Here is a 17,047-nt window from a genome sequence, read left to right as displayed (position 1 = left end):
AGATGTGGCGGGCGACGCTCTCAACGGACATGTACCGACTCCTCGACTCTTCTGGCGTCCCGCCCGGCCGGCGGTACGAGGGCGAATGGGTTCTGGATCTTTCCGAGGCCCAGCTGGCTGGCGCGGCCCCGGCGTACTGACTGCGGTTCAGAGGTCGGCCATGATGAGGCGGGCGATGGTCGCGAGAGAGTCCCGGGGTGGTTCGGCGAGGTCGTCGAGGCGGTCGGTGATGTCGGTGTAGTGGCCGCGCAGGTCGGGGAGCACGACCCCGGAGGTGGCGTGGTGAGGAATGTGCACAATCGGCGCCGAGTAGGTACTGAAAAGGGTGAACGGGCCGGAGAACCCAGCGGGCGGCGCGTGGTCGGGCAGGACGCGGATGGTGAGGCCCGCGATGGTCTCGAGGCGGTCGAGGTACGCGAGCTGCCGGGTCATGATCGTGGATGTGCCCAGGTGCTCCTGCGAGGTGAGGGCAGCGCGGGAGATATAGGCGGTGACCGGGGTGGTGCCGAAGGCAAGACGCTGGCATCCCTCGCTGGCCGCGAGACGCCGCGCGGTCGGCGGGTCGACGCCCTGCTGTCCCAGGACCGCGATGGTGTACTCAGGGATCTGCAGGATCTCGGGAATCAGACGGGGATGCCACACCCAGATGTCTTTGGCGAGTCCGGCGCAGTCCCGGAGCGCGGCGAGGCAGTGGGGATCGTCCGGGCCGCCGACGATGATCCCATCGTCGATGGTGCGGGCGAGACGGGTGAGCCAACGCTCATCCTCGCCGACAACGCCGAGCGCCCCGACAATCCGCGCCACAGTAGCTGGGTTGGCCCGACGGTTCCCGACTTCCCAATTCGACACCAGGGCCGGGTGCGCGCCGATGCGCCGGGCGAGTTCCCTGAGCTGGAAACGCTGTCGCGTCCGAGCGGCGCGGAGAGCGATACCGAGCACCACGGCCCGGTGCAGTTCTTTCATGGTCGTGTCGTCCTCACGGAGAGGCCGGGTGTGCCGGCCGGGTTCGGTGTGGCCGGAGTGGCAGCCGGGTGGTCAGACGACGCAGAGCCCTGCCACCGGGTCCCGGACGGTGTCGTGTCCGGTATGAAGGTTCGCTGGCGATTCCAGCCCTGTTCATTGTCGCGGTGGCTTGCCGTGTGGCCGAAGCTGAACGCCGGACCGTAGTAGGAGCCGACGTATGGTCTGGTAGCTGGTGTCGTGCCGGTCGCCCAGGGCACGCGTGCTCTGACCGTCCCTGTATTCCCGGATGATGGCCGGCACATCGAGGTTGTGGCGCTTGACCCCCTGGCGACGCTCGGGCATCACTACACCTGCGTCCCTCAGTAGGCGACCTGCCCAGGACAGCGACACTCCGGCCTGATCCGCGATCTCGGTCAGCGACTCGCCGCCGAGGTAGGCCTGCAGCATCGCGGCGTTCCGGGCCTGCCGCGCCACCGCCTTGCCCGCCGGGGCGTCGTCATCACCCACCGAACACCCGCCGGCGTCGGCGGAACGTGCACCCATCTCACGTGTCCCCTCGAATATTGCTCAGCACCATTTCCGCAATACCGCGTGCAGAATCACAAGGATCTTTCTTGCCGACATTCTTCCGATCCTGCCGAACCGAAAGGTCCACGGTCTGCCGATCACTCACGCCGAGCGCGACGTGACATTCACCGGCACTGCGGTTGTCCCGGACAGAATAGGCAGCGATGGGATATCCGTTCACCGGATCGAGCGGCCGGAAGAACCTGTACGCACCACCCGCCGCCTGGTAGACCGAAGTCAGCCCGAGCTTGTCGATATCCGGGAATATCACCTCGACGCTCGCATTACCGTGCGCAGCGTCACCGCCCCAGTAGCAAGACGGCCCCGCCGCGCCGTCCAGGTAGGGCTTCGGTGGCGCGACGCCGCCGAGAAGCTCACTGGCCTGCTGCGCGGTGAGCACCGCGCAGGGCATGCGACTCGGCCTGCCGATATCGATCGGATGCTCGACCTTCGGCACGCCTTTCCCCGAAACCTGCCGCCCGGACGGACCATCCGCCGCCACCGACCTGGACTCCACCACCGAACCCGCCTGCGCCACCGGCTCCGCATTGCCGGGCACCGCGCCGGAACACCCCGCCAGCACCAGAAACACGGCTCCGGCCAGCACGGCGGCAGCCCGCTTCACAGACCTCCTCCCCCGGCCCGCTCGATCTCGACCCCACGTGCGTCCTCGGCAACGGAGTCGGCGCCCAGCGCCGCCCAGAATCTCACACACGATTCGCCGCTGCCGCAAGGATGACTACGGACACCGTGGACACAAATGTCACAACTATCAGCAGAAGGCGCACGAGCCGCCGATTGTCTTCACGCAACCACGCCCAGCGGATCCGAAGGTTACTCATCTTCATTGACTAATTCTCCTCAAGTTTTTTAAGGCACCCGGGTCGAAATACAGAAGACACCACAAAAAAGGCAACCGGCACACTGGAATACAATTTCCCGTCACCAATCTATATGGTTAGCCAGGAAACAGTCGAATAGTCTTTACCGGGTCGAATGTCCGGCCGCAGATCACAGCCGTCGCAATCCGTCCAAGACTCGCTGGAGAAGCGCGAGGTTCGGCTCGATACTCTGTCGAATTGCCCGAGTCGCTGTGGCTCTCTCGTTAGCGAGGGCGGCGTCGCCGATCTCGTCGGACAGCTCGTCGTCGAGCCGCCCGACTCGCGGCAGGTAGGCGGTGACCGCTTCGCATAGGTCGTGATTCGGCAGGAGTAAGAACTCTCGTGGCATGATGGAGTTGTCATCGCAAGGAACAAACCGTCGCAGCCCGGCATCCTCATCCGAAAGATCATGGAAGAGCGGGTGCCCGGTGCCGACGCCGCGGCGAACAGGCGCGATATATACGGCGTCGGCGACCACACGGTCATCACCGACGCCTCACCGCCTGAACGGGCGAAGACCTGTCTCGCAGGGAGAAACCTGTTTCCTTATCCCCCGAAGCCGACAGCGGGGTGGGCCGGTGACCCAGGGCGCGATACACGGCGAGATCGATCGCGCATGGCGGGGCGGTGAGAGCGTGATCACGGTGAGGGAAGAGCATCGAGTAGCGTTCCTTGAGTTCTGCGGGACGCGGCCGCCGAGCGCCGACCGGCCGACGCGCGTCCGGGCGGAGTCCGGACCTACGCGGTCCACAGCAATGGGCGGCGCGCGATGACGAGCCGCGGTGCGAGGCGGTCGCTCGGCGCGGGTAGAGCGATGAGACCGTCGATGATCTCAGTGAGGGTGCCTTCGCGTTGCCAGGTGACGCCACCGGTGTGGTCGTTGCGGAGGCCGGCAGCGTCGGTCGTGTAACGGACACGCAGGGCGTCCGCCCACCCTTCCGCCCAGGTCCGTACCCCGTGCACCTGCACGATCTCCCCATCGACGACGGTGGGCAGGAACATCCAGCCCGCCTCGCGAAGGTCGATAAGCCGCTGTAGCTCGGGAAACTCGGTCAGGGCGGCTGCCTCGTCTGGGGTCATACTGCCTTCACCTCGACTACGCACGCTGTGGGGTTGGTCGGAAACGCGGGGCCGGGGCTGTTCATGGTGCCCACGTCTGCCACGGACGATCGGTCGACAGCGTGCCCGCGATCAGCCCGGCCCTGACCTCCTCGGGGCGAAGAGCGGAGAGTTCGTCGTCGCCGGCCCACCGATGTGGCAGCGCCGAGTCGACGAGGACGTCGGCATCGGTGAGCGTCACGTCAAACAGGAATGCGATCCCGGCAGCCGACGGCTCGCCGGGCTCACTGCTGCCGTGTTCGACAACGGTGCAGAAGTCCAGTTCGGTGATGGTCACGCCAAGCTGGTCGAGGAGGGTCCGGTGGAGGGCCTGCTCGATGGGTTCACCGGCGCGGACCGCGCCGCCGGGCAGTGCATCATGGCCCGGGTACTTGACGAGCAGCAGGCGGTCGTTGTGTCCGATGAGGGCGTAGACCCGGACTCGGGGGCCGTCGTCGGCAGGGGTGTCGGGTTCGCTCATCGTGGACCGCTCCTGTCGTTGGGAGATAGCTCGGGTGGGGGCAAACGCCAGGCGTGAATTTGTGGCCGGCAGACTCGGTTGCGGAAATGTCAGCGGCCACGGTCGTTCTCCCACAGCAACGTGTGGAGCCGGGTCGAGAGGCGCCAGCGGCGCGCCAGCACCGGATCAGCCAGCATCCGCATCCGTGCCAGGACGGTGGTGCTGTCCGTGCCCTCCGGCATGATCCAGACCGGATGAAGGCCATACGTGTCAGCCAGTTCTTGAATCTCGGCCAGGTCGGCGAGTTCTTGAACGACGAACTTCCAGATGGCTTTTCCACCCTCGGCGAAGTCGCGCAGCACTGTGGGGCGGATGCGTTGATGGCGCCGCAACCCCGAATGCGCAAGCTTCGGCGAGACGTTGAACCGTTTCACCGCCGAGGTGATCATGTTTGTGGGCGCGATCGTGCCGGACGTCTCGATCTCGATCTCGGTGGCCAGCGCACGCTCGCGGATCGCGCACAGCAGTCGTCCCAGGAGGTGCGCCTGCAGCAGCGGCTCTCCACCCGTGATCACTAGCAGGTCGGCGGGGTCGGCGGCAAGCCACGACAGGATGTCCTCGATCGAGAGGACCCGCTGTTCGGCGTCGAGGTCGTAGCGGGTGTCATGGGTGTGCGGGCTGTCGCACCAAGCGCACGAGAGGTGGCAGCCGAACAGGCGGATGAAGTGCGCGTAGCGACCGGTGCTCGGCCCCTCGCCTTGAAAGGTCGGCCCGAACGTTTCGTTGACGACAAGGCCACCGTCCGCATCGGACACATCGGGCAGCTTCACGGCGTGGCCACCGGTCCGAAGGTCGCGGTGTTGAGGTGGGTTTCGCGGACGAATACACCACCGACACGGACATCGGGGGCGCAGGGCAGTGCGGCAAGAACGGCCTGGCTCACGCGTCGCAGCAGAACCGCGACAGCTTCGACAGTGGGCCAGCCCAAATCGGCAGCCAGCAGCTCCGTGCCATCGACCGCCTGGTCGTCATCCGCGCCAAAGCGGAAAACCTTGCACCTTTCAGCGTAAAGGGACACAGCGAGCGGATCGCGCACGCCGAGCATCGTTCCGTGGTCGAGGTAAGTGTCGATCCACTCCCGGATCCCGGCTTTGAGAACGCCGAACTCCACGACGGTCACATCGTCACTGAGAGTCGGGGCGATCACCGGCACTACGACCTGCCACGAATGTCCATGCAGACTGGTGCACTTGCCGCCCAGATGCGGCAGTCGATGCGCCGTTTCGAAGGTGTGCTCAATGGTGACCTGGTGGGCGGTCCGTGCGAGATCGCCCGGCAGGAGGTTCGCCAGACGGGCGATGGTGTGATCGGTTGTCGCCGTACCGCGCATCGTGAGCGCCGGATCCTTTCCCGCAAGCGCGTTACCGCGCGCGTACTCATGCAAACAAGGTTCAGATGTGGCTGCGACGGAAGACCAAGGGGGAAAGGGAAGCCCTCCGCCGCAGCCAGGTCCAGTCAAGGACGGATGCCCCGCATTCTCCAGAGCGTGCGTACGGCGTCTCTGAGGCGCGAATAGGGCGTCGACCATCGTGACCAGCAAAGACACGCGACATCAGCGTTTGGTGCGCGGTGCCTGTTCACTTGGTCAGCACCGAAATCCAACCCGATTGTTTGAGGACTGCTTGGCGCCCGCCGCAGTGGCGCAAACCGCCGTACTCCTGCCGCCCATCTTCCGGGGGCCAGCGGCGTGCAAGTACAAGATCGGCTGCTTCGGTCTCTCGACTCGGATCGTTGACCTGTTGCAGCTGTCCGTTCTGGCTACCGCGGACGACTTGCCTGGCCGCACCGTAGTACTTCGACGCATGGGCTTAACCCGAACGAGTGACACTCGCCCACCGGTGACCTGCGCTTATGGCGACTGGCTATGGTGGGATGTCCAGGAACGGGGGTGGTGGCGTGGGGCGCCGACGAGATGAGCTGGCCGCACGACGCGAGGCTATGGGCTTTACGCAGGAGAGTCTCGCGATTCGGCTTGGAGTAGAACTGTCGACGGTCGGCAGGTGGGAACGCGGTACGTTGATACCGCAGCCGTGGCGCCGCCATCGGATCGCCGAATTGCTCAACGTCTCCCTTGAGCAATTGAACGAATTTCTTACCGCCACCGATGATACCGTTGTCGATATCGGCGGCGTACAGGCAACGGCCACGCACACGACAATAAAGACGACGCCTTGGCTGGATCGAGCATTGGTTCTTGACGACGCTCGCGACGCTGCACGGTTTGCTCGCCAAGTCGACGCTTCGAGGGTCAGCAGCACCACACTGGAACGGATCACCATCGAGATTCGGCGGTTTGCTTCAGATTACGTTTCTCAACCGCTGTCAGAACTCTTCGTGGACATTCGCGAACTACGCGCCGAGGTCTTCAGACTAGTCCAAGGCAACCGGTCCCCCGTCCAGATGCGTGAACTCTATTTGTCAGCGAGCCGATTGAGTGGATTGCAGGCGCACATCTGCCTAGACCTCGGCCATTACCGTGCCGCGCAGACTCAGGCGCACACATCGTTTATCTGTGCAGAGTTGGCTGGCCATAACGGAATGCTGGCGTGGGTTCACGGCCTCCAAAGTCTCATTGCCTTCTGGGACGGTCAACTGCTCGACGCCGTCGAGTTCGCCCGCGACGGCGCCCGCTATTGCTCCCACGGTTCAATCGCGGCGCGTCTGCCAAGTCTGGAAGCGCGGGCATCGGCGAGTCGCGGCGACAAGCGCAGCGCGCTTGCTGCTCTTACACGCGCACGGCAAGCCCGCACTTTCGCTGGTACCGAAGATGACGTTGGCGTATTCACCTTTCCCGAAGCCAAGCAGGCTGTGTACGCCGGAACCACGTTGCTCACGGTAGGCGACGAAGATTCCATCCCGAACGCTGTCCAAGAATCGTCGCATGCGCTCAGCCTTTACGAAGCCGCAACACCTGCAGACCGGTCCAGTGGCGACATTCTCGCGGCACGACTGGACATCGGCCGCGCGTATCTCATGCAGTCCGATGTAGACGGTCTAGCTGATCAACTGCGATTTGTTCTCGATGTGCCGCAGGTGAGACGGACCGCCAGCATAGTCAAACGCGCCGCAAGCATCGGCGAGGCCCTTGCCGGCCCCCGGTATTCGGACTCGCCCCAAACTCGTCGGCTTAGGGACGAGATCGCTTCCTTCTGCGCGTCGCCCCCAGCGCTACCACCAGCGTGAGAAGGGGTTCCGACATGAACGAGCCTGACACGACGAGCAGCACCGTTCTTGCCGGGAGTGCTTACCGAGACGACGGCCACCTCGCCGCCCGCCAGTCGCTGTACCACTGGCAGCAGCCTCGCCATGACCTTCCCGGCGTGGTGCTCGATCACCTCTCGTGTCAGACGGGTGCTGTACTGGATGTCGGCTGCGGAAACGGCAAGTACCTCACCCGAATCCGCGCTGAGCGACCGGATTTGACTGTAATCGGGCTTGATATCTCCGAGGGCATCCTCACAGCCGTGGCGTCCCCGGTAGCTGTGGCCGACGCCGCAAACCTACCGATCGCCAACCACTCCGCCACCGCGGTATTGGCAATGCACATGCTGTACCACGTCGAGGACGTGAACGCCGCGCTCGCGCAGGCGACCCGTGTGCTCTCACCCGGCGGAACATATATCGCATCAACCAACGCCCGAGACGACAAAAAGGAACTCGACGAACTCTGGGCGCAAGCTGCAGCCGATGTTCTCGGCGTTGACCGTGGGCCGCTACGCATCTCGCTGAGCAACAGGTTCGCACTGGACGACGCCCCCGCGATCCTGCGCCAGCACTTCGCGGAAGTTCACCTTGTGCAACTCCCGGGCACCATCACCGTCTACGAGCCAGACCCGGTGATCGCCCATCTCGCGTCCTACCGCACGTGGGCCGGCACCATCGGCGTGCCCTTCGACGCGACGCTCGACCGCGTCCGGCTCTTGCTGGATCGCTTGATTGATCGCGACGGCGAGTTCCGGATCAGTTGCCGCGGAGGCATTCTGGTATGCCACGTGTAGCCGAACATGATCTCAATATCGGCATTGGTTCGCACTCACGGACGCGGGAGACGGACAACCTGCTTCACCCCCGCCGAGCTGTCGCCTACCTCGCCCGCACCCAACTTCGCCTCGGCGACCACCATGACGCCACCCGAGGGCTGGACGCCGCTCGCCGGGGCGCTCCCGCAACACGTCCGCGAACACCCCCAGGTCCGCCGGACGCTGTCGGCGCCGCTGCGAACCCCACAGGTCACCCGACGACCGCCTGGCTACCGATCGAACAAGAGGGCTCCCACCCAATCAGCCCACGCGCGCCACTCGCGTGAATCGTCGAGCAGGGTCTCACCCACGTCGAACACCACCGCACTGATCATGCCCCTATGAGATCAGGCCGGTCTGCCTCGTCGGTTGGGTGTCTCATCCCGACGCGGCCCGCTCGGAGACGCAGTCGTAGGTGAACACGAACCTGCTGAGTCCTGTTGAAAAGAGGGGCCAAGCTCACTGTCCGGGATGTCTGCGTCGGCCTGGCTGCTCGCCACAGTCCGAGACAGGCTCGCGACCACCACAATGAACACGCAGACCATCCCCGTCCTCTGCGGACAGCAGATCAGCGTGAACAACACCGACCCTGGATCAACCGGGATTTCTGGCGCCCCGCGCCTGGACGCACCAAGGCACGCCCACCCCCACGCCAAACCGACACCGACCGCCCGCTCTGCCCGATAGGGGACGTGATCGACCCGGGACCAGGAGACGAGTTGACGGATCCTCCACCCGCACCGGCTCTGCGTGGCACCATGCCAGGGTGAGCGAGACAGAGCACACCGGCCAGGGCGACACCAGCAGCAAGACCTACGGCGACCAGCTACGCGAAGCCGTGGTCTGGGCGTACAAAGCAGTCGACGTCCACACCAAGGCTGCCGACATGTACGACAAGCTGGCCGAACTCGGCCTGCCTCACGCGATCGAACGCAGAGATGAGGCACGGCGCGCGGCCGCGTTCATGGCGCAGGTGTCCAGCGTGAACGCCGCGCAGAGCATCGCCCACGACGAGATGATGGCCGCGGGCGGCCCGGAGAACTCCCGCGCCTACGTCGAGTACGAGGCCATGACCCGCCGCCACCAGGAACTACTTCCCAGAGACCCCCTGGGTTGATGATCACGTTTCTCCCGAAGTGACTACCGCTCGGTGACCGTCCGCTACTGTGATTCGGGGCAGGCGGTCTTGGCTGGACCGCTCTGCCAGCGTTAATGGGTGTCACCAGAGGGGTAAATCAGTGTCTCAACCTGCATCTGGGCCGAACTGGCTCGAAGGACTCGGTTTCGCGATCACCGACCAACCCGGCGGCGGAGGCGCCTCCGGAGGAGGCGCAGCACCGTCCGGGCCGGGCTTCGCCATGAGCACCGACGATGCACGCAGCATGCTCGTCGTGGCCAAACGCGCTCGCGACAAATACGACAGCATGCGTCGTAAGGCACGGTTGACGCTCCGGATGAATCCACCAACAGACGATCCCGGTAGCAGCGGCTACAACAACCTGATGGTGGGCGGAGATCACAACGGTGGAACGCTCGCTGGCGGCAGAGATCAGGTCGAGCTCGTCTACAACTACTCGAATGAGCTGGTCCTTCGGCTGGAGAAGGCGCTGGGGATCACCGAGTCCTCGGACAATCAGGCTGCCACCGACGTCAGGAACGTGGCACCCGGCGGGGACAAGGGGTTCGCATGAGGACATCCCAGTCGCTGGCACCCCTGGTCTGTGTGGTTGCGGGCGTTGTTCTGGTCGCGGGATGTTCAGGGACACCGGCTGCTGCTCCTGCGAGTACTCCACCTCCGTCGCCGACCAGCGAGGCGTTACCGCACAGTGGTGCCCCCAAGGTCGAGCATCCGCTTCCTGTGTCCGTGCTCTCCGGCGACCCCTGCCAAGGCGCGCTGACTCCGGGTCAGCTCCACAAGATCTTCGGCACCGTGCCACAAGGCGTGCCGGACTCCAAGGCCGGCCTCGGCCCGAACTGTGACTGGCAAGCGGACGCCGGTGTGTCAGTGGGCTATGCGACGCAAGATCACCAGGGGCTCAGCGCTGTTTACCAAAACGCCAAGCCGCAAACATCGGTATGGCATGAGCTTCCCCTGATTCAGGGCTTCCCAGCCGTCGGATACATCGACAAGGCCGGGGCTGCCTCGGGCGATATCTGCACGGTGAGCGTCGGTGTTGCGGACGCTCTGTCCTTCGATGTCGTGCTAACCCTCAGCCAAGCCAAGAAGAACGCCCATGCGGATCCGTGTGAGTCGGCGGCGCGGGTGGCGGAGATGGTGGTCACCAACCTGCGGCAGAAGGCGGGTGCGTGATGGGTCTGTTCGATTGGGTTGGCGATGGTGCGAAGTGGTTCAATGATCGGTTCAATGACGTTGAGCATTGGGTTTCGGACGTGTGGCACGGCAATACCGGGGACCAGGCGGTTCCGGCCCCGGAGCTGGTCCAGAAAATCTTGGCCAGCAAGGGTGCCGCCGAGTGGCATCAGGGCGCGGCCTCGCTCGGCGAAATCGCGAAAGACCATGACGAGGCCAGTTCGGATGTGCAGAAGCTGAGCACTGCCCTGGAGTCGACGTGGACCGGCGGCGGAGCTGACGCGGCGCAGGCGAGGATCCGGCCGTTGGCAGACGCTTCGTCCGCGGCAGCGCAAACCTACACCGGCAACGCGCAGAATCTGACGGATCTGGCGCACGGGTTCGATGAGATGAAGGCCGCGCTGCAGCCGATGCCGAACACGCCGCCGCACAAGGATTTCTTCGACACGGCCACGCCGTGGGACACCGACACCGAAGATCAGATCAACACCTACAACAAGCAGGCGCAAGACAATCTCGACCGGTACAACAGCTACGCGAAGCAGGCGCAAACCAGCGGTCAGGGTTTGAAGACCGATTACGGACAGCTGACGAACTTCGACGGCGAAGTCTCGATCACTCCGCAGGATCCTGCTTCCTCGCACTCGCAGCACACGTCGACGGGCGGGCCGAACAGGCATTCGTCGGCGCGGTCGGAGTTCACCGGTGCGAGCGGTGCGGCACATACGCCGCCAGCCGGGGGTTCGGTGCCGAACGGGTACGCTCCTCCCCTCGCGTACACGCCGCCGGGCGAGAACCATGGTTCGGGCAACCAGTCCGGCGGGGGCGGTACCCAGACTGCGGGTTATGTACCTCCGTCGCTGCCGGACACCCGGCTCGGTTCCATGCCGCCGCTGTGGCTACCCGGGTCCTCCCCGGGTACCGGCGTCGGTGGTTCGTCGTGGTCGGGCAGTGGGTTCGTGCCCGGCGGATTCGGCGGTGCCGGTGGCTCGTCGCCCGGACCAGGCGCAGGAGCTGGCGGATCGACCGGCCGCGGACCGGGCGGTGGCGCGCGGTCAGGCGTCGGTCCTGGTGAGGAAGGCACGGCACGCGGCTCGGGAGGCTCGGCAGCGGGGCGCGGCGCGACCGGTGCCCGCGGTGGGACTGGCATGGGCGGCATGGGTGCCGCCAGTGGCAAGGGCAAGGGCGAGGACGACAAGGAGCACCAGCGCAAGTACGGCGTGGATGACGATTCCGCGTTCAGCCTGACCGACGACGACGGCGGTCGGCTGCTGGATCCGCGGACCGGATTACCGCCCACGCCTCCGACCATCGGGGGCTGAGGGCACCCGTGAACATCATCGACAGGCCGGTGCGACTGCCCCGGCCGGTATTCCTCGTGTCCTGGGAGCTGGCCGGACTCGGCGCGCTTCCCGTCGTGGTCGAACCAGACCAGACCTACCGGACCGACGACGGCGCCACCGCCTTCCGGCAGCACGCGCTCGACGAGCTTGCCCGGCTCGGCCTGACCCACGAGAACGGCAGGCTGATTCCGCCGTACCAGGCCACGCTCGGGGTACTCGCGACAGCGCGGCGTGAGGTGTACTCTTGGAGCAACCTCCGAGACGCGAACGTCCAGGCTGCCGCGATCCTCACTGCGGAGTCCGGGCAAGACGCGGTCCGGTTGATCATCGGCCACGAGGTGATCCAGCTTGATCCCGTCCGGCCGCGGGCTTTGGTGGAGAGCCTGGTGGACACGCTTCCGGGATACCGCGTGGGGCGGATCAGGCCGTTGTGTGTGCCGAAGGGACACTACGACGACGGCGGTCGTGACTACGGTGGCGACGATCCGCTCACCGATGTCGCCGCAGATGCCGACGAGTTGCGACGCCTGATGCGTGCCGAGCGGGACGCGATCCACCAGCTCTACGCGGCCACCCGCGACCGTGCCGGCGGGCGCACACGTTCCACACCGCTGTCAGCAATTGACCTCACCCGCGAAGGCCGAGTCCTCAGTTTCGTCAACGACGGCCCCAGTGGTGACCCGCAAATCAACCTCTATCCAGGCCACCGTACTCATCTGGTCGACGCGCTCACGCTCAGCGCGCTCGGATAGGTAGCCGTACCAGTTCCGGCAGACGCGGCCGCCCGCGCCTGCCGGTATGGCCTGATCGCCCGCCTGGCTGGTCGCAGAGGGGACGCGACGACGGGACAATCAAGACTTGAAGACGGCGCACTGCTTCGTTTCGGATGCCGGAGGAACTTGCCGGCGATGTCGTCGATGATCATGACGGGTTGATCAGATGCACCGGGGTCCACCGTGTCGACCAGCGTGATATTCGAGGTCGAACTCCGAGCCCATCTCGACCTCCTGAGCGGAATTCCATCGAATTGCCTGGCAGCCTCACCACCGCTTCCCTCGGCGGCACGTCCCGGGTCAGGGACGCTTCCGGATACTCGGGCTGCGCCGAAGCGGAAGCTCGCCGGACGCAGCGACATCAGTCAAGCCCCTGGTGATCAACAACAGCCAGAGCGCCAACGCGGCGTCGATGAGGCGGCAATGAGGCGTCACCACCTCTGACCTGCTCAAACGCCTTTTCGGAGGCGGTAGTCCGAACGGGTACAGCTCGCCGAGCGGGTGATCAGCCTTGACCCGTAGCTGGCTATCGTGGCAGGTGACCGACGGGGTGAGGTGGTGTTCATGGGTGACCGGCGAGATGCCTTCGCCGCGCGGCGTGAGCAGATGGGCTACACCCAGGAGAGCTTCGGCGCGGCGGTGGGCGTGGAGTTTTCCACGGTCGGACGCTGGGAACGCGGCGCCCTGACCCCGCAGCCGTACCGTCGACCGCGTTTGGCTAAGACCCTCGATGTGAGCCTCGACCAGTTGGATGCGTTGCTCACGCCGAACCGGCAAGCTTCTACCGTTGCCAATGAACCAGCCGACCCTGCGGAGGCCGACGACATGAACCGTCGCGACCTGCTGCGCTTGTTCAGTATGACCGGCGCGTTGCTCGCGCTGCCTGCTGGGGAGACAGTATTCGGCGACGTCGACCGGCTCGCCGCCACAGCTCACACCGGCACGATGGACACGGCGGGAGCAGCCGAGTTCGCCCAACTCAACTCCCACCTGTGGCGCGTGTACGCACTGTCGCCGACCAAGGCCCAGGTGCTACCGCTGGTCCGAGCCCAACTCGGTGTACTCAGCGACTCCTTGCGACGACCGCAGACACCGACCATCCGACAACGGCTCTGCGAACTGACCGCCGACCTCTTCCAGCTGGCGGGGGAAATCTTCTTCGACGGCAACCGATACACCGACGCCGCTCACTGCTACACGCTCGCGGCAACAGCGAGCAGGGAGGCCGCCGCTTCCGACCTGTGGGCCTGCGCGTTGACCAGGCATGCTTTCGTCGCCGTGTACGAGCGCCGATTCGCGGATGCCGCGCCGATGCTCGACGTGGCCGCCACCCTCGCACGCCGAGGCGACCCCAGCCTGTCGACCCGACACTGGGTCTCCGTGGTGCAGGCCGAGACCTTCGCCGGCCTCGGCGACTTTGACTCCTGTCAACATGCCCTCGACACCGCTGCTGAGGTCAAGCACCTACGGGGCCCGGTGCACAACGGCGGCTGGCTCCGGTTCGACGGCTCCCGCTTGGCTGAAGAACGCGGTACCTGCTACGTCACGCTGGGCCGCCACGACCTAGCTGAAGCGGCTCTGGTCGACGCCCTGCAGGGCACCTTGACCGCCCGCCGGAAAGCAGGCGTCCTGACCGACCTGGCGATGATCGGCGTGCACCGCCGAGACCCGGACCAGGTCGTCACCTACGCCGACACCGTCCTGACTACCGCCCGCCAGACCCGCTCGGGGGTCATCGCGCAGAAGCTACGGGTCCTTCAACCACACCTTGCTTCCTTGCTCAACGACCAACAAATCCAGCGACTCGATGCCGAGATCACCGAACTCGTCGGCAACCGCGCCGCGTGATGGAGGACGACCGAATGCACAACGACCGTGGCCGCGTGTTCCGCGAGGCGTGGATCGCCGGAGTCACCAAGCACTACCCCGGTGAGCCGAAGCCTGGCTACATCACCCCGTGGGACCAGACCCCCCACTGGGAACGCGACGCCGCGACCGCCGTGTACGACCAGGTCCTCGCCTTCATCAAGGCCACCGACGGCGCCACCACCAAAATGACCCCAGACCAGAAAGGCCGTTTTGTGGCGTTGTGCTGGATCGGCCAGATCTTCAAGCACTTCCCCGAGCCGAAGCCGTCGTACGTCGCGGACTGGAACGATTTGCCGGACTGGCAGAAGGCGACGGACATCGACATCTTCGAGCGCATCGAACACGATGCCTGACCAGGCGACCATCGACGCTGCGGCCGTCGATGCTCGCCTTGCCGAGACCGAGTACGACGACGCTCAGGCATGGCTACACGCACGTTCGACCGCGTCGGAGCCACTCGCGGCCGAAGTCTGGGTCACCGACCCGGAGCACCGACACGTGCTGCTCGTGCGGCACCGGGTGCGAGGCAGGGTACCGCCTGGCGGAACCGTCGAGCCAGGCGAGACGCCTCGAGCCGCAGCAGCCCGTGAACTCTTCGAGGAGACTGGCCTGCTGGGCGAACTGCTGTCAGTGCCAGCGGCTGTCGCTGTCCGCTCTTTCCGCGCCGCCTGGACGCCAACGCTGAGCCTGTCCTACGGAGCCGTCATCAGCCGCGACGCGCCACTCGGCGGGGAGACGGGACGGACAAGCACAGATCGTCCCAAGCGCCATCCCGCCCTGGTGCTTTCATGGACGTCTGGGTCGCACGTCCGGACGTGAACGTCTGCCTTTCGTCGTTGACATGGCAGCTGATCAGGTCCGATCAACGCCGGGTAGCGTGGGTGAGCTAGCGAATCTGGGAGTGATCATGGCGATACGACGAGATGCCCTCGCAGCGCGGCGCGAGGCTCTCGGCTTCACCCAGGAAACCCTCGCCCAGGAGCTTGGGGTGGAGCTCTCGACAACCGGGCGGTGGGAACGCGGAACGCTGACGCCGCAGCCCTGGAGGCGTCCGGATCTAGCCAAGTTGCTCAAGGTGTCCCTGGATGATCTGGACATCCTGCTCAATCCGCCGGGCTCAAAGATTGCGACTGGCCACGCCTCGGCGACGCGGTGCGAGGTCATGGTGGACGCGGCCCTTCTCACTGGCGTGATTGCCGCCGACCACATGTTGGGCACCCGCAGCGAGGAGCCACTGCGGCGTCATCGGACGACGCTCTCGAGCGCGTCAGCGCGGGTTGCAGATCTCCATCGGAAGTATCAGGCCGCCCACTATGGCGACGTTGCCCGGCGATTGCCTGAAGTCAATGCGGCGGTTGATGCCCTGGTAGCCGACGGGCCAGCGCGAAAACGGCGAGAAGCGCTCGGGCTGCAGTGCAGTGTGGCCATCGTGGCGGCCAAGCTGGCGACCAAGGCGGGCGACGGTGAGGAGGGTTGGGCCGCAGCCGAGCGGGCTCGGGAGGCGGCCGAGTCGGCCGAGGACACCTTTGGCCTCGCCGCTGCGGCATATCAGCGGGCGTGCGCTCTGCTGCGTGCGGACAATGGCGAGATTGCTGAGCAGATAGCAGTCTCGGCCGCTGCCGAGCTGCGTGGCCAGGACCCGCAGTGTGCGACCTGGCGAGGCGCGTTGACCCTGATCAGTGCGGTCATCGCCGCGCGCCGCAACGATTTTGCCGCAGCAGGCGAGCGACTCGATCACGCCGACGCACTGGCGCGGCGGCTCGGCGCTGACGGCAACATCGGGTGGACCGCATTCGGCCCGACGAACGTGCTGATCCATCGCACGTCAGTCGCGGTCGCCCTGAATGATCCCCGAGGTGCGCTTGCGACGGCAGAGCAGTTGGACATCACCGCGTTGCCGGTCGGTCTGAACGGACGGCAGGCTCAGTTCCACCTGGACAGCGCGTGGGCGCACGCGCAGCTCACGGAAGACCCGCAGGCGGTGATCCATCTGCTGGAAACCGAGCGGGTGGCGCCCGAACTGGTCCGGGCCAACCCGAACGCTCGCTCGTTGATAGAGGGCTTGCTCGCCCGCGAGCGTCGCCGCGACGTGCCGGCCTTGCGCGGTCTCGCCTTGCGCGGTCTCGCCTTGCGCGCTGGAGTCGCCGCGTGAACGTCGACCTGCGGTGGCTGTACCTGGTGACCTCAGCTGCCCCGCCGGTGTTGCGGCTTGAGGAGTTCATTCCCGCCCTGTACGCCGACGGCTGGGCGGTGTGTGTGATCGCGACACCGACTGCTGCGACGTGGATCGACCTCGATGCCTTGGCCGCAACCACTGGATGCCTGACAAGGGTGCACCCGCGACCGCCCCGACAGCAGGAAGAGTCGCTCCCGCGAGCCGAAGCGGTCCTGGCGGCCCCGGCGACGTTCAACTCGATCAACAAGTGGGCATCTGGCACCAGCGACACGCTCGCGCTGGGCGTGCTCAACGAGATGCTCGGTGCCGGAGTCCCGATCATCGCGGCCCCGTGTGTCAAACCGGTACTCCGCCAGCATCCTGCTTACGCCGACAGCATCGCCCGGCTTGCAAGCGCCGGCGTGGTGCTACTCGATCCAGACGCCATAACCAGGCGCGCTGAGGACGGTCTGGCGACCTTCGATTGGTCGCAAATTGTCGCAGCTCTGCGCGACGCAACAAAGTCTGTTGCGGACAGGTAGCGAGGC

The 17,047-nt window shown here is 65.6% G+C and carries 20 protein-coding genes and 1 pseudogene; 12 read left to right on the top strand and 9 right to left on the bottom strand.

The window, feature by feature from the left end; all coding sequences use genetic code 11:
• Positions 1–147: 147 nt before the first annotated feature.
• The 8 genes from ATK36_RS26645 to ATK36_RS26610 form a co-directional block, all read right to left on the bottom strand.
• Complete coding sequence (locus ATK36_RS26645; protein ID WP_098513988.1) at positions 148–963, bottom strand: Scr1 family TA system antitoxin-like transcriptional regulator; 816 nt, start codon at positions 961–963, stop codon at positions 148–150.
• Positions 964–1,116: 153 nt separating this feature from the next.
• Positions 1,117–1,506, bottom strand: a complete 390-nt coding sequence (locus ATK36_RS26640) for a helix-turn-helix domain-containing protein (protein ID WP_245915209.1) — start codon at positions 1,504–1,506, stop codon at positions 1,117–1,119.
• Between the two features lies 1 nt (position 1,507).
• Positions 1,508–2,155 (bottom strand): DUF3558 domain-containing protein, encoded by a 648-nt coding sequence (locus ATK36_RS26635; protein ID WP_245915208.1) that lies wholly within the window; start codon positions 2,153–2,155, stop codon positions 1,508–1,510.
• 386 nt (positions 2,156–2,541) lie between these two features.
• A complete protein-coding gene (locus ATK36_RS26630; protein WP_098513987.1) occupies positions 2,542–2,889 on the bottom strand; it encodes a hypothetical protein in 348 nt (115 codons plus the stop codon).
• A gap of 260 nt (positions 2,890–3,149) precedes the next feature.
• Positions 3,150–3,491, bottom strand: a complete 342-nt coding sequence (locus ATK36_RS26625; RefSeq protein ID WP_098513986.1) for a hypothetical protein — start codon at positions 3,489–3,491, stop codon at positions 3,150–3,152.
• Between the two features lie 61 nt (positions 3,492–3,552).
• The gene (locus tag ATK36_RS26620; protein WP_098513985.1) at positions 3,553–3,990 is read right to left on the bottom strand and encodes an NUDIX domain-containing protein; all 438 of its coding nucleotides are present in this window, start codon (positions 3,988–3,990) and stop codon (positions 3,553–3,555) included.
• An 89-nt stretch (positions 3,991–4,079) separates the two neighbouring features.
• The gene (locus ATK36_RS26615; RefSeq protein ID WP_098513984.1) at positions 4,080–4,799 is read right to left on the bottom strand and encodes a 7-carboxy-7-deazaguanine synthase QueE; all 720 of its coding nucleotides are present in this window, start codon (positions 4,797–4,799) and stop codon (positions 4,080–4,082) included.
• Positions 4,796–5,413, bottom strand: coding sequence for a 6-pyruvoyl trahydropterin synthase family protein (locus ATK36_RS26610; RefSeq protein WP_245915207.1), 618 nt, complete (start codon positions 5,411–5,413; stop codon positions 4,796–4,798). Before ATK36_RS26610 ends, ATK36_RS26615 begins: the two co-directional genes overlap by 4 nt.
• A 467-nt stretch (positions 5,414–5,880) precedes the next feature.
• Between ATK36_RS26610 and ATK36_RS26605 the strand changes: the two genes are divergently transcribed.
• The gene (locus tag ATK36_RS26605; protein ID WP_098513982.1) at positions 5,881–7,212 is read left to right on the top strand and encodes a helix-turn-helix transcriptional regulator; all 1,332 of its coding nucleotides are present in this window, start codon (positions 5,881–5,883) and stop codon (positions 7,210–7,212) included.
• Between the two features lie 14 nt (positions 7,213–7,226).
• Positions 7,227–8,027, top strand: coding sequence for a class I SAM-dependent methyltransferase (locus ATK36_RS26600; protein ID WP_098513981.1), 801 nt, complete (start codon positions 7,227–7,229; stop codon positions 8,025–8,027).
• A 272-nt stretch (positions 8,028–8,299) separates the two neighbouring features.
• On the opposite strand, the pseudogene ATK36_RS33905 reads toward ATK36_RS26600, so the two are convergent.
• Positions 8,300–8,383 (bottom strand): annotated as a pseudogene (locus tag ATK36_RS33905) (HAD family hydrolase); the annotation flags it as partial.
• 431 nt (positions 8,384–8,814) lie between these two features.
• Here ATK36_RS33905 and ATK36_RS26595 point away from each other — a divergent pair.
• The 10 genes from ATK36_RS26595 (at position 8,815) to ATK36_RS26550 (ending at position 17,041) form a co-directional block, all read left to right on the top strand.
• Positions 8,815–9,165 (top strand): hypothetical protein, encoded by a 351-nt coding sequence (locus tag ATK36_RS26595; protein ID WP_098513980.1) that lies wholly within the window; start codon positions 8,815–8,817, stop codon positions 9,163–9,165.
• 241 nt (positions 9,166–9,406) lie between these two features.
• Complete coding sequence (locus ATK36_RS26590; RefSeq protein ID WP_098513979.1) at positions 9,407–9,739, top strand: hypothetical protein; 333 nt, start codon at positions 9,407–9,409, stop codon at positions 9,737–9,739.
• Positions 9,736–10,359 carry a DUF3558 domain-containing protein gene (locus ATK36_RS26585; RefSeq protein ID WP_098513978.1) on the top strand — a complete coding sequence of 208 codons (624 nt, stop codon included), beginning with the start codon at positions 9,736–9,738 and terminating at the stop codon, positions 10,357–10,359. The genes ATK36_RS26590 and ATK36_RS26585 overlap by 4 nt, the downstream gene beginning before the upstream one ends.
• Positions 10,359–11,681: a hypothetical protein gene (locus ATK36_RS26580; protein WP_098513977.1), complete on the top strand. Its 1,323-nt coding sequence runs from the start codon at positions 10,359–10,361 to the stop codon at positions 11,679–11,681. The genes ATK36_RS26585 and ATK36_RS26580 overlap by 1 nt, the downstream gene beginning before the upstream one ends.
• An 8-nt stretch (positions 11,682–11,689) precedes the next feature.
• Positions 11,690–12,454, top strand: coding sequence for an ESX secretion-associated protein EspG (locus ATK36_RS26575; RefSeq protein WP_170069913.1), 765 nt, complete (start codon positions 11,690–11,692; stop codon positions 12,452–12,454).
• Between the two features lie 585 nt (positions 12,455–13,039).
• Entirely contained in the window at positions 13,040–14,323 is a 1,284-nt protein-coding gene (locus ATK36_RS26570) for an NsdA family TPR-like regulatory protein (protein WP_098515198.1), read from the top strand.
• A 14-nt stretch (positions 14,324–14,337) separates the two neighbouring features.
• Entirely contained in the window at positions 14,338–14,697 is a 360-nt protein-coding gene (locus ATK36_RS26565; protein WP_098515197.1) for a hypothetical protein, read from the top strand.
• The gene (locus tag ATK36_RS26560; protein ID WP_245915206.1) at positions 14,690–15,163 is read left to right on the top strand and encodes an NUDIX domain-containing protein; all 474 of its coding nucleotides are present in this window, start codon (positions 14,690–14,692) and stop codon (positions 15,161–15,163) included. Before ATK36_RS26565 ends, ATK36_RS26560 begins: the two co-directional genes overlap by 8 nt.
• Positions 15,164–15,251: 88 nt before the next feature.
• Positions 15,252–16,496, top strand: coding sequence for a helix-turn-helix domain-containing protein (locus ATK36_RS26555; protein WP_098515196.1), 1,245 nt, complete (start codon positions 15,252–15,254; stop codon positions 16,494–16,496).
• A complete protein-coding gene (locus tag ATK36_RS26550) occupies positions 16,493–17,041 on the top strand; it encodes a flavoprotein (protein ID WP_098513975.1) in 549 nt (182 codons plus the stop codon). The genes ATK36_RS26555 and ATK36_RS26550 overlap by 4 nt, the downstream gene beginning before the upstream one ends.
• Positions 17,042–17,047: the final 6 nt, after the last annotated feature.

It is taken from the genome of Amycolatopsis sulphurea (assembly GCF_002564045.1).
GTDB lineage: Bacteria > Actinomycetota > Actinomycetes > Mycobacteriales > Pseudonocardiaceae > Amycolatopsis > Amycolatopsis sulphurea.
This window is presented reverse-complemented; position numbering and strand designations above follow the sequence as displayed.

What these genes read in the sequence shown, in the direction of transcription:
- ATK36_RS26645 (WP_098513988.1), bottom strand. Translation starts at nt 963, where the DNA reads ATGAAAGAACTGCACCGGGCCGTGGTGCTCGGTATCGCTCTCCGCGCC.
- ATK36_RS26640 (WP_245915209.1), bottom strand. Translation starts at nt 1,506, where the DNA reads ATGGGTGCACGTTCCGCCGACGCCGGCGGGTGTTCGGTGGGTGATGAC.
- ATK36_RS26625 (WP_098513986.1), bottom strand. Translation starts at nt 3,491, where the DNA reads ATGACCCCAGACGAGGCAGCCGCCCTGACCGAGTTTCCCGAGCTACAG.
- ATK36_RS26620 (WP_098513985.1), bottom strand. Translation starts at nt 3,990, where the DNA reads ATGAGCGAACCCGACACCCCTGCCGACGACGGCCCCCGAGTCCGGGTC.
- ATK36_RS26605 (WP_098513982.1), top strand. Translation starts at nt 5,881, where the DNA reads ATGGCGACTGGCTATGGTGGGATGTCCAGGAACGGGGGTGGTGGCGTG.
- ATK36_RS26600 (WP_098513981.1), top strand. Translation starts at nt 7,227, where the DNA reads ATGAACGAGCCTGACACGACGAGCAGCACCGTTCTTGCCGGGAGTGCT.
- ATK36_RS26590 (WP_098513979.1), top strand. Translation starts at nt 9,407, where the DNA reads ATGAGCACCGACGATGCACGCAGCATGCTCGTCGTGGCCAAACGCGCT.
- ATK36_RS26585 (WP_098513978.1), top strand. Translation starts at nt 9,736, where the DNA reads ATGAGGACATCCCAGTCGCTGGCACCCCTGGTCTGTGTGGTTGCGGGC.
- ATK36_RS26580 (WP_098513977.1), top strand. Translation starts at nt 10,359, where the DNA reads ATGGGTCTGTTCGATTGGGTTGGCGATGGTGCGAAGTGGTTCAATGAT.
- ATK36_RS26570 (WP_098515198.1), top strand. Translation starts at nt 13,040, where the DNA reads ATGGGTGACCGGCGAGATGCCTTCGCCGCGCGGCGTGAGCAGATGGGC.
- ATK36_RS26565 (WP_098515197.1), top strand. Translation starts at nt 14,338, where the DNA reads ATGCACAACGACCGTGGCCGCGTGTTCCGCGAGGCGTGGATCGCCGGA.
- ATK36_RS26560 (WP_245915206.1), top strand. Translation starts at nt 14,690, where the DNA reads ATGCCTGACCAGGCGACCATCGACGCTGCGGCCGTCGATGCTCGCCTT.
- ATK36_RS26555 (WP_098515196.1), top strand. Translation starts at nt 15,252, where the DNA reads ATGGCGATACGACGAGATGCCCTCGCAGCGCGGCGCGAGGCTCTCGGC.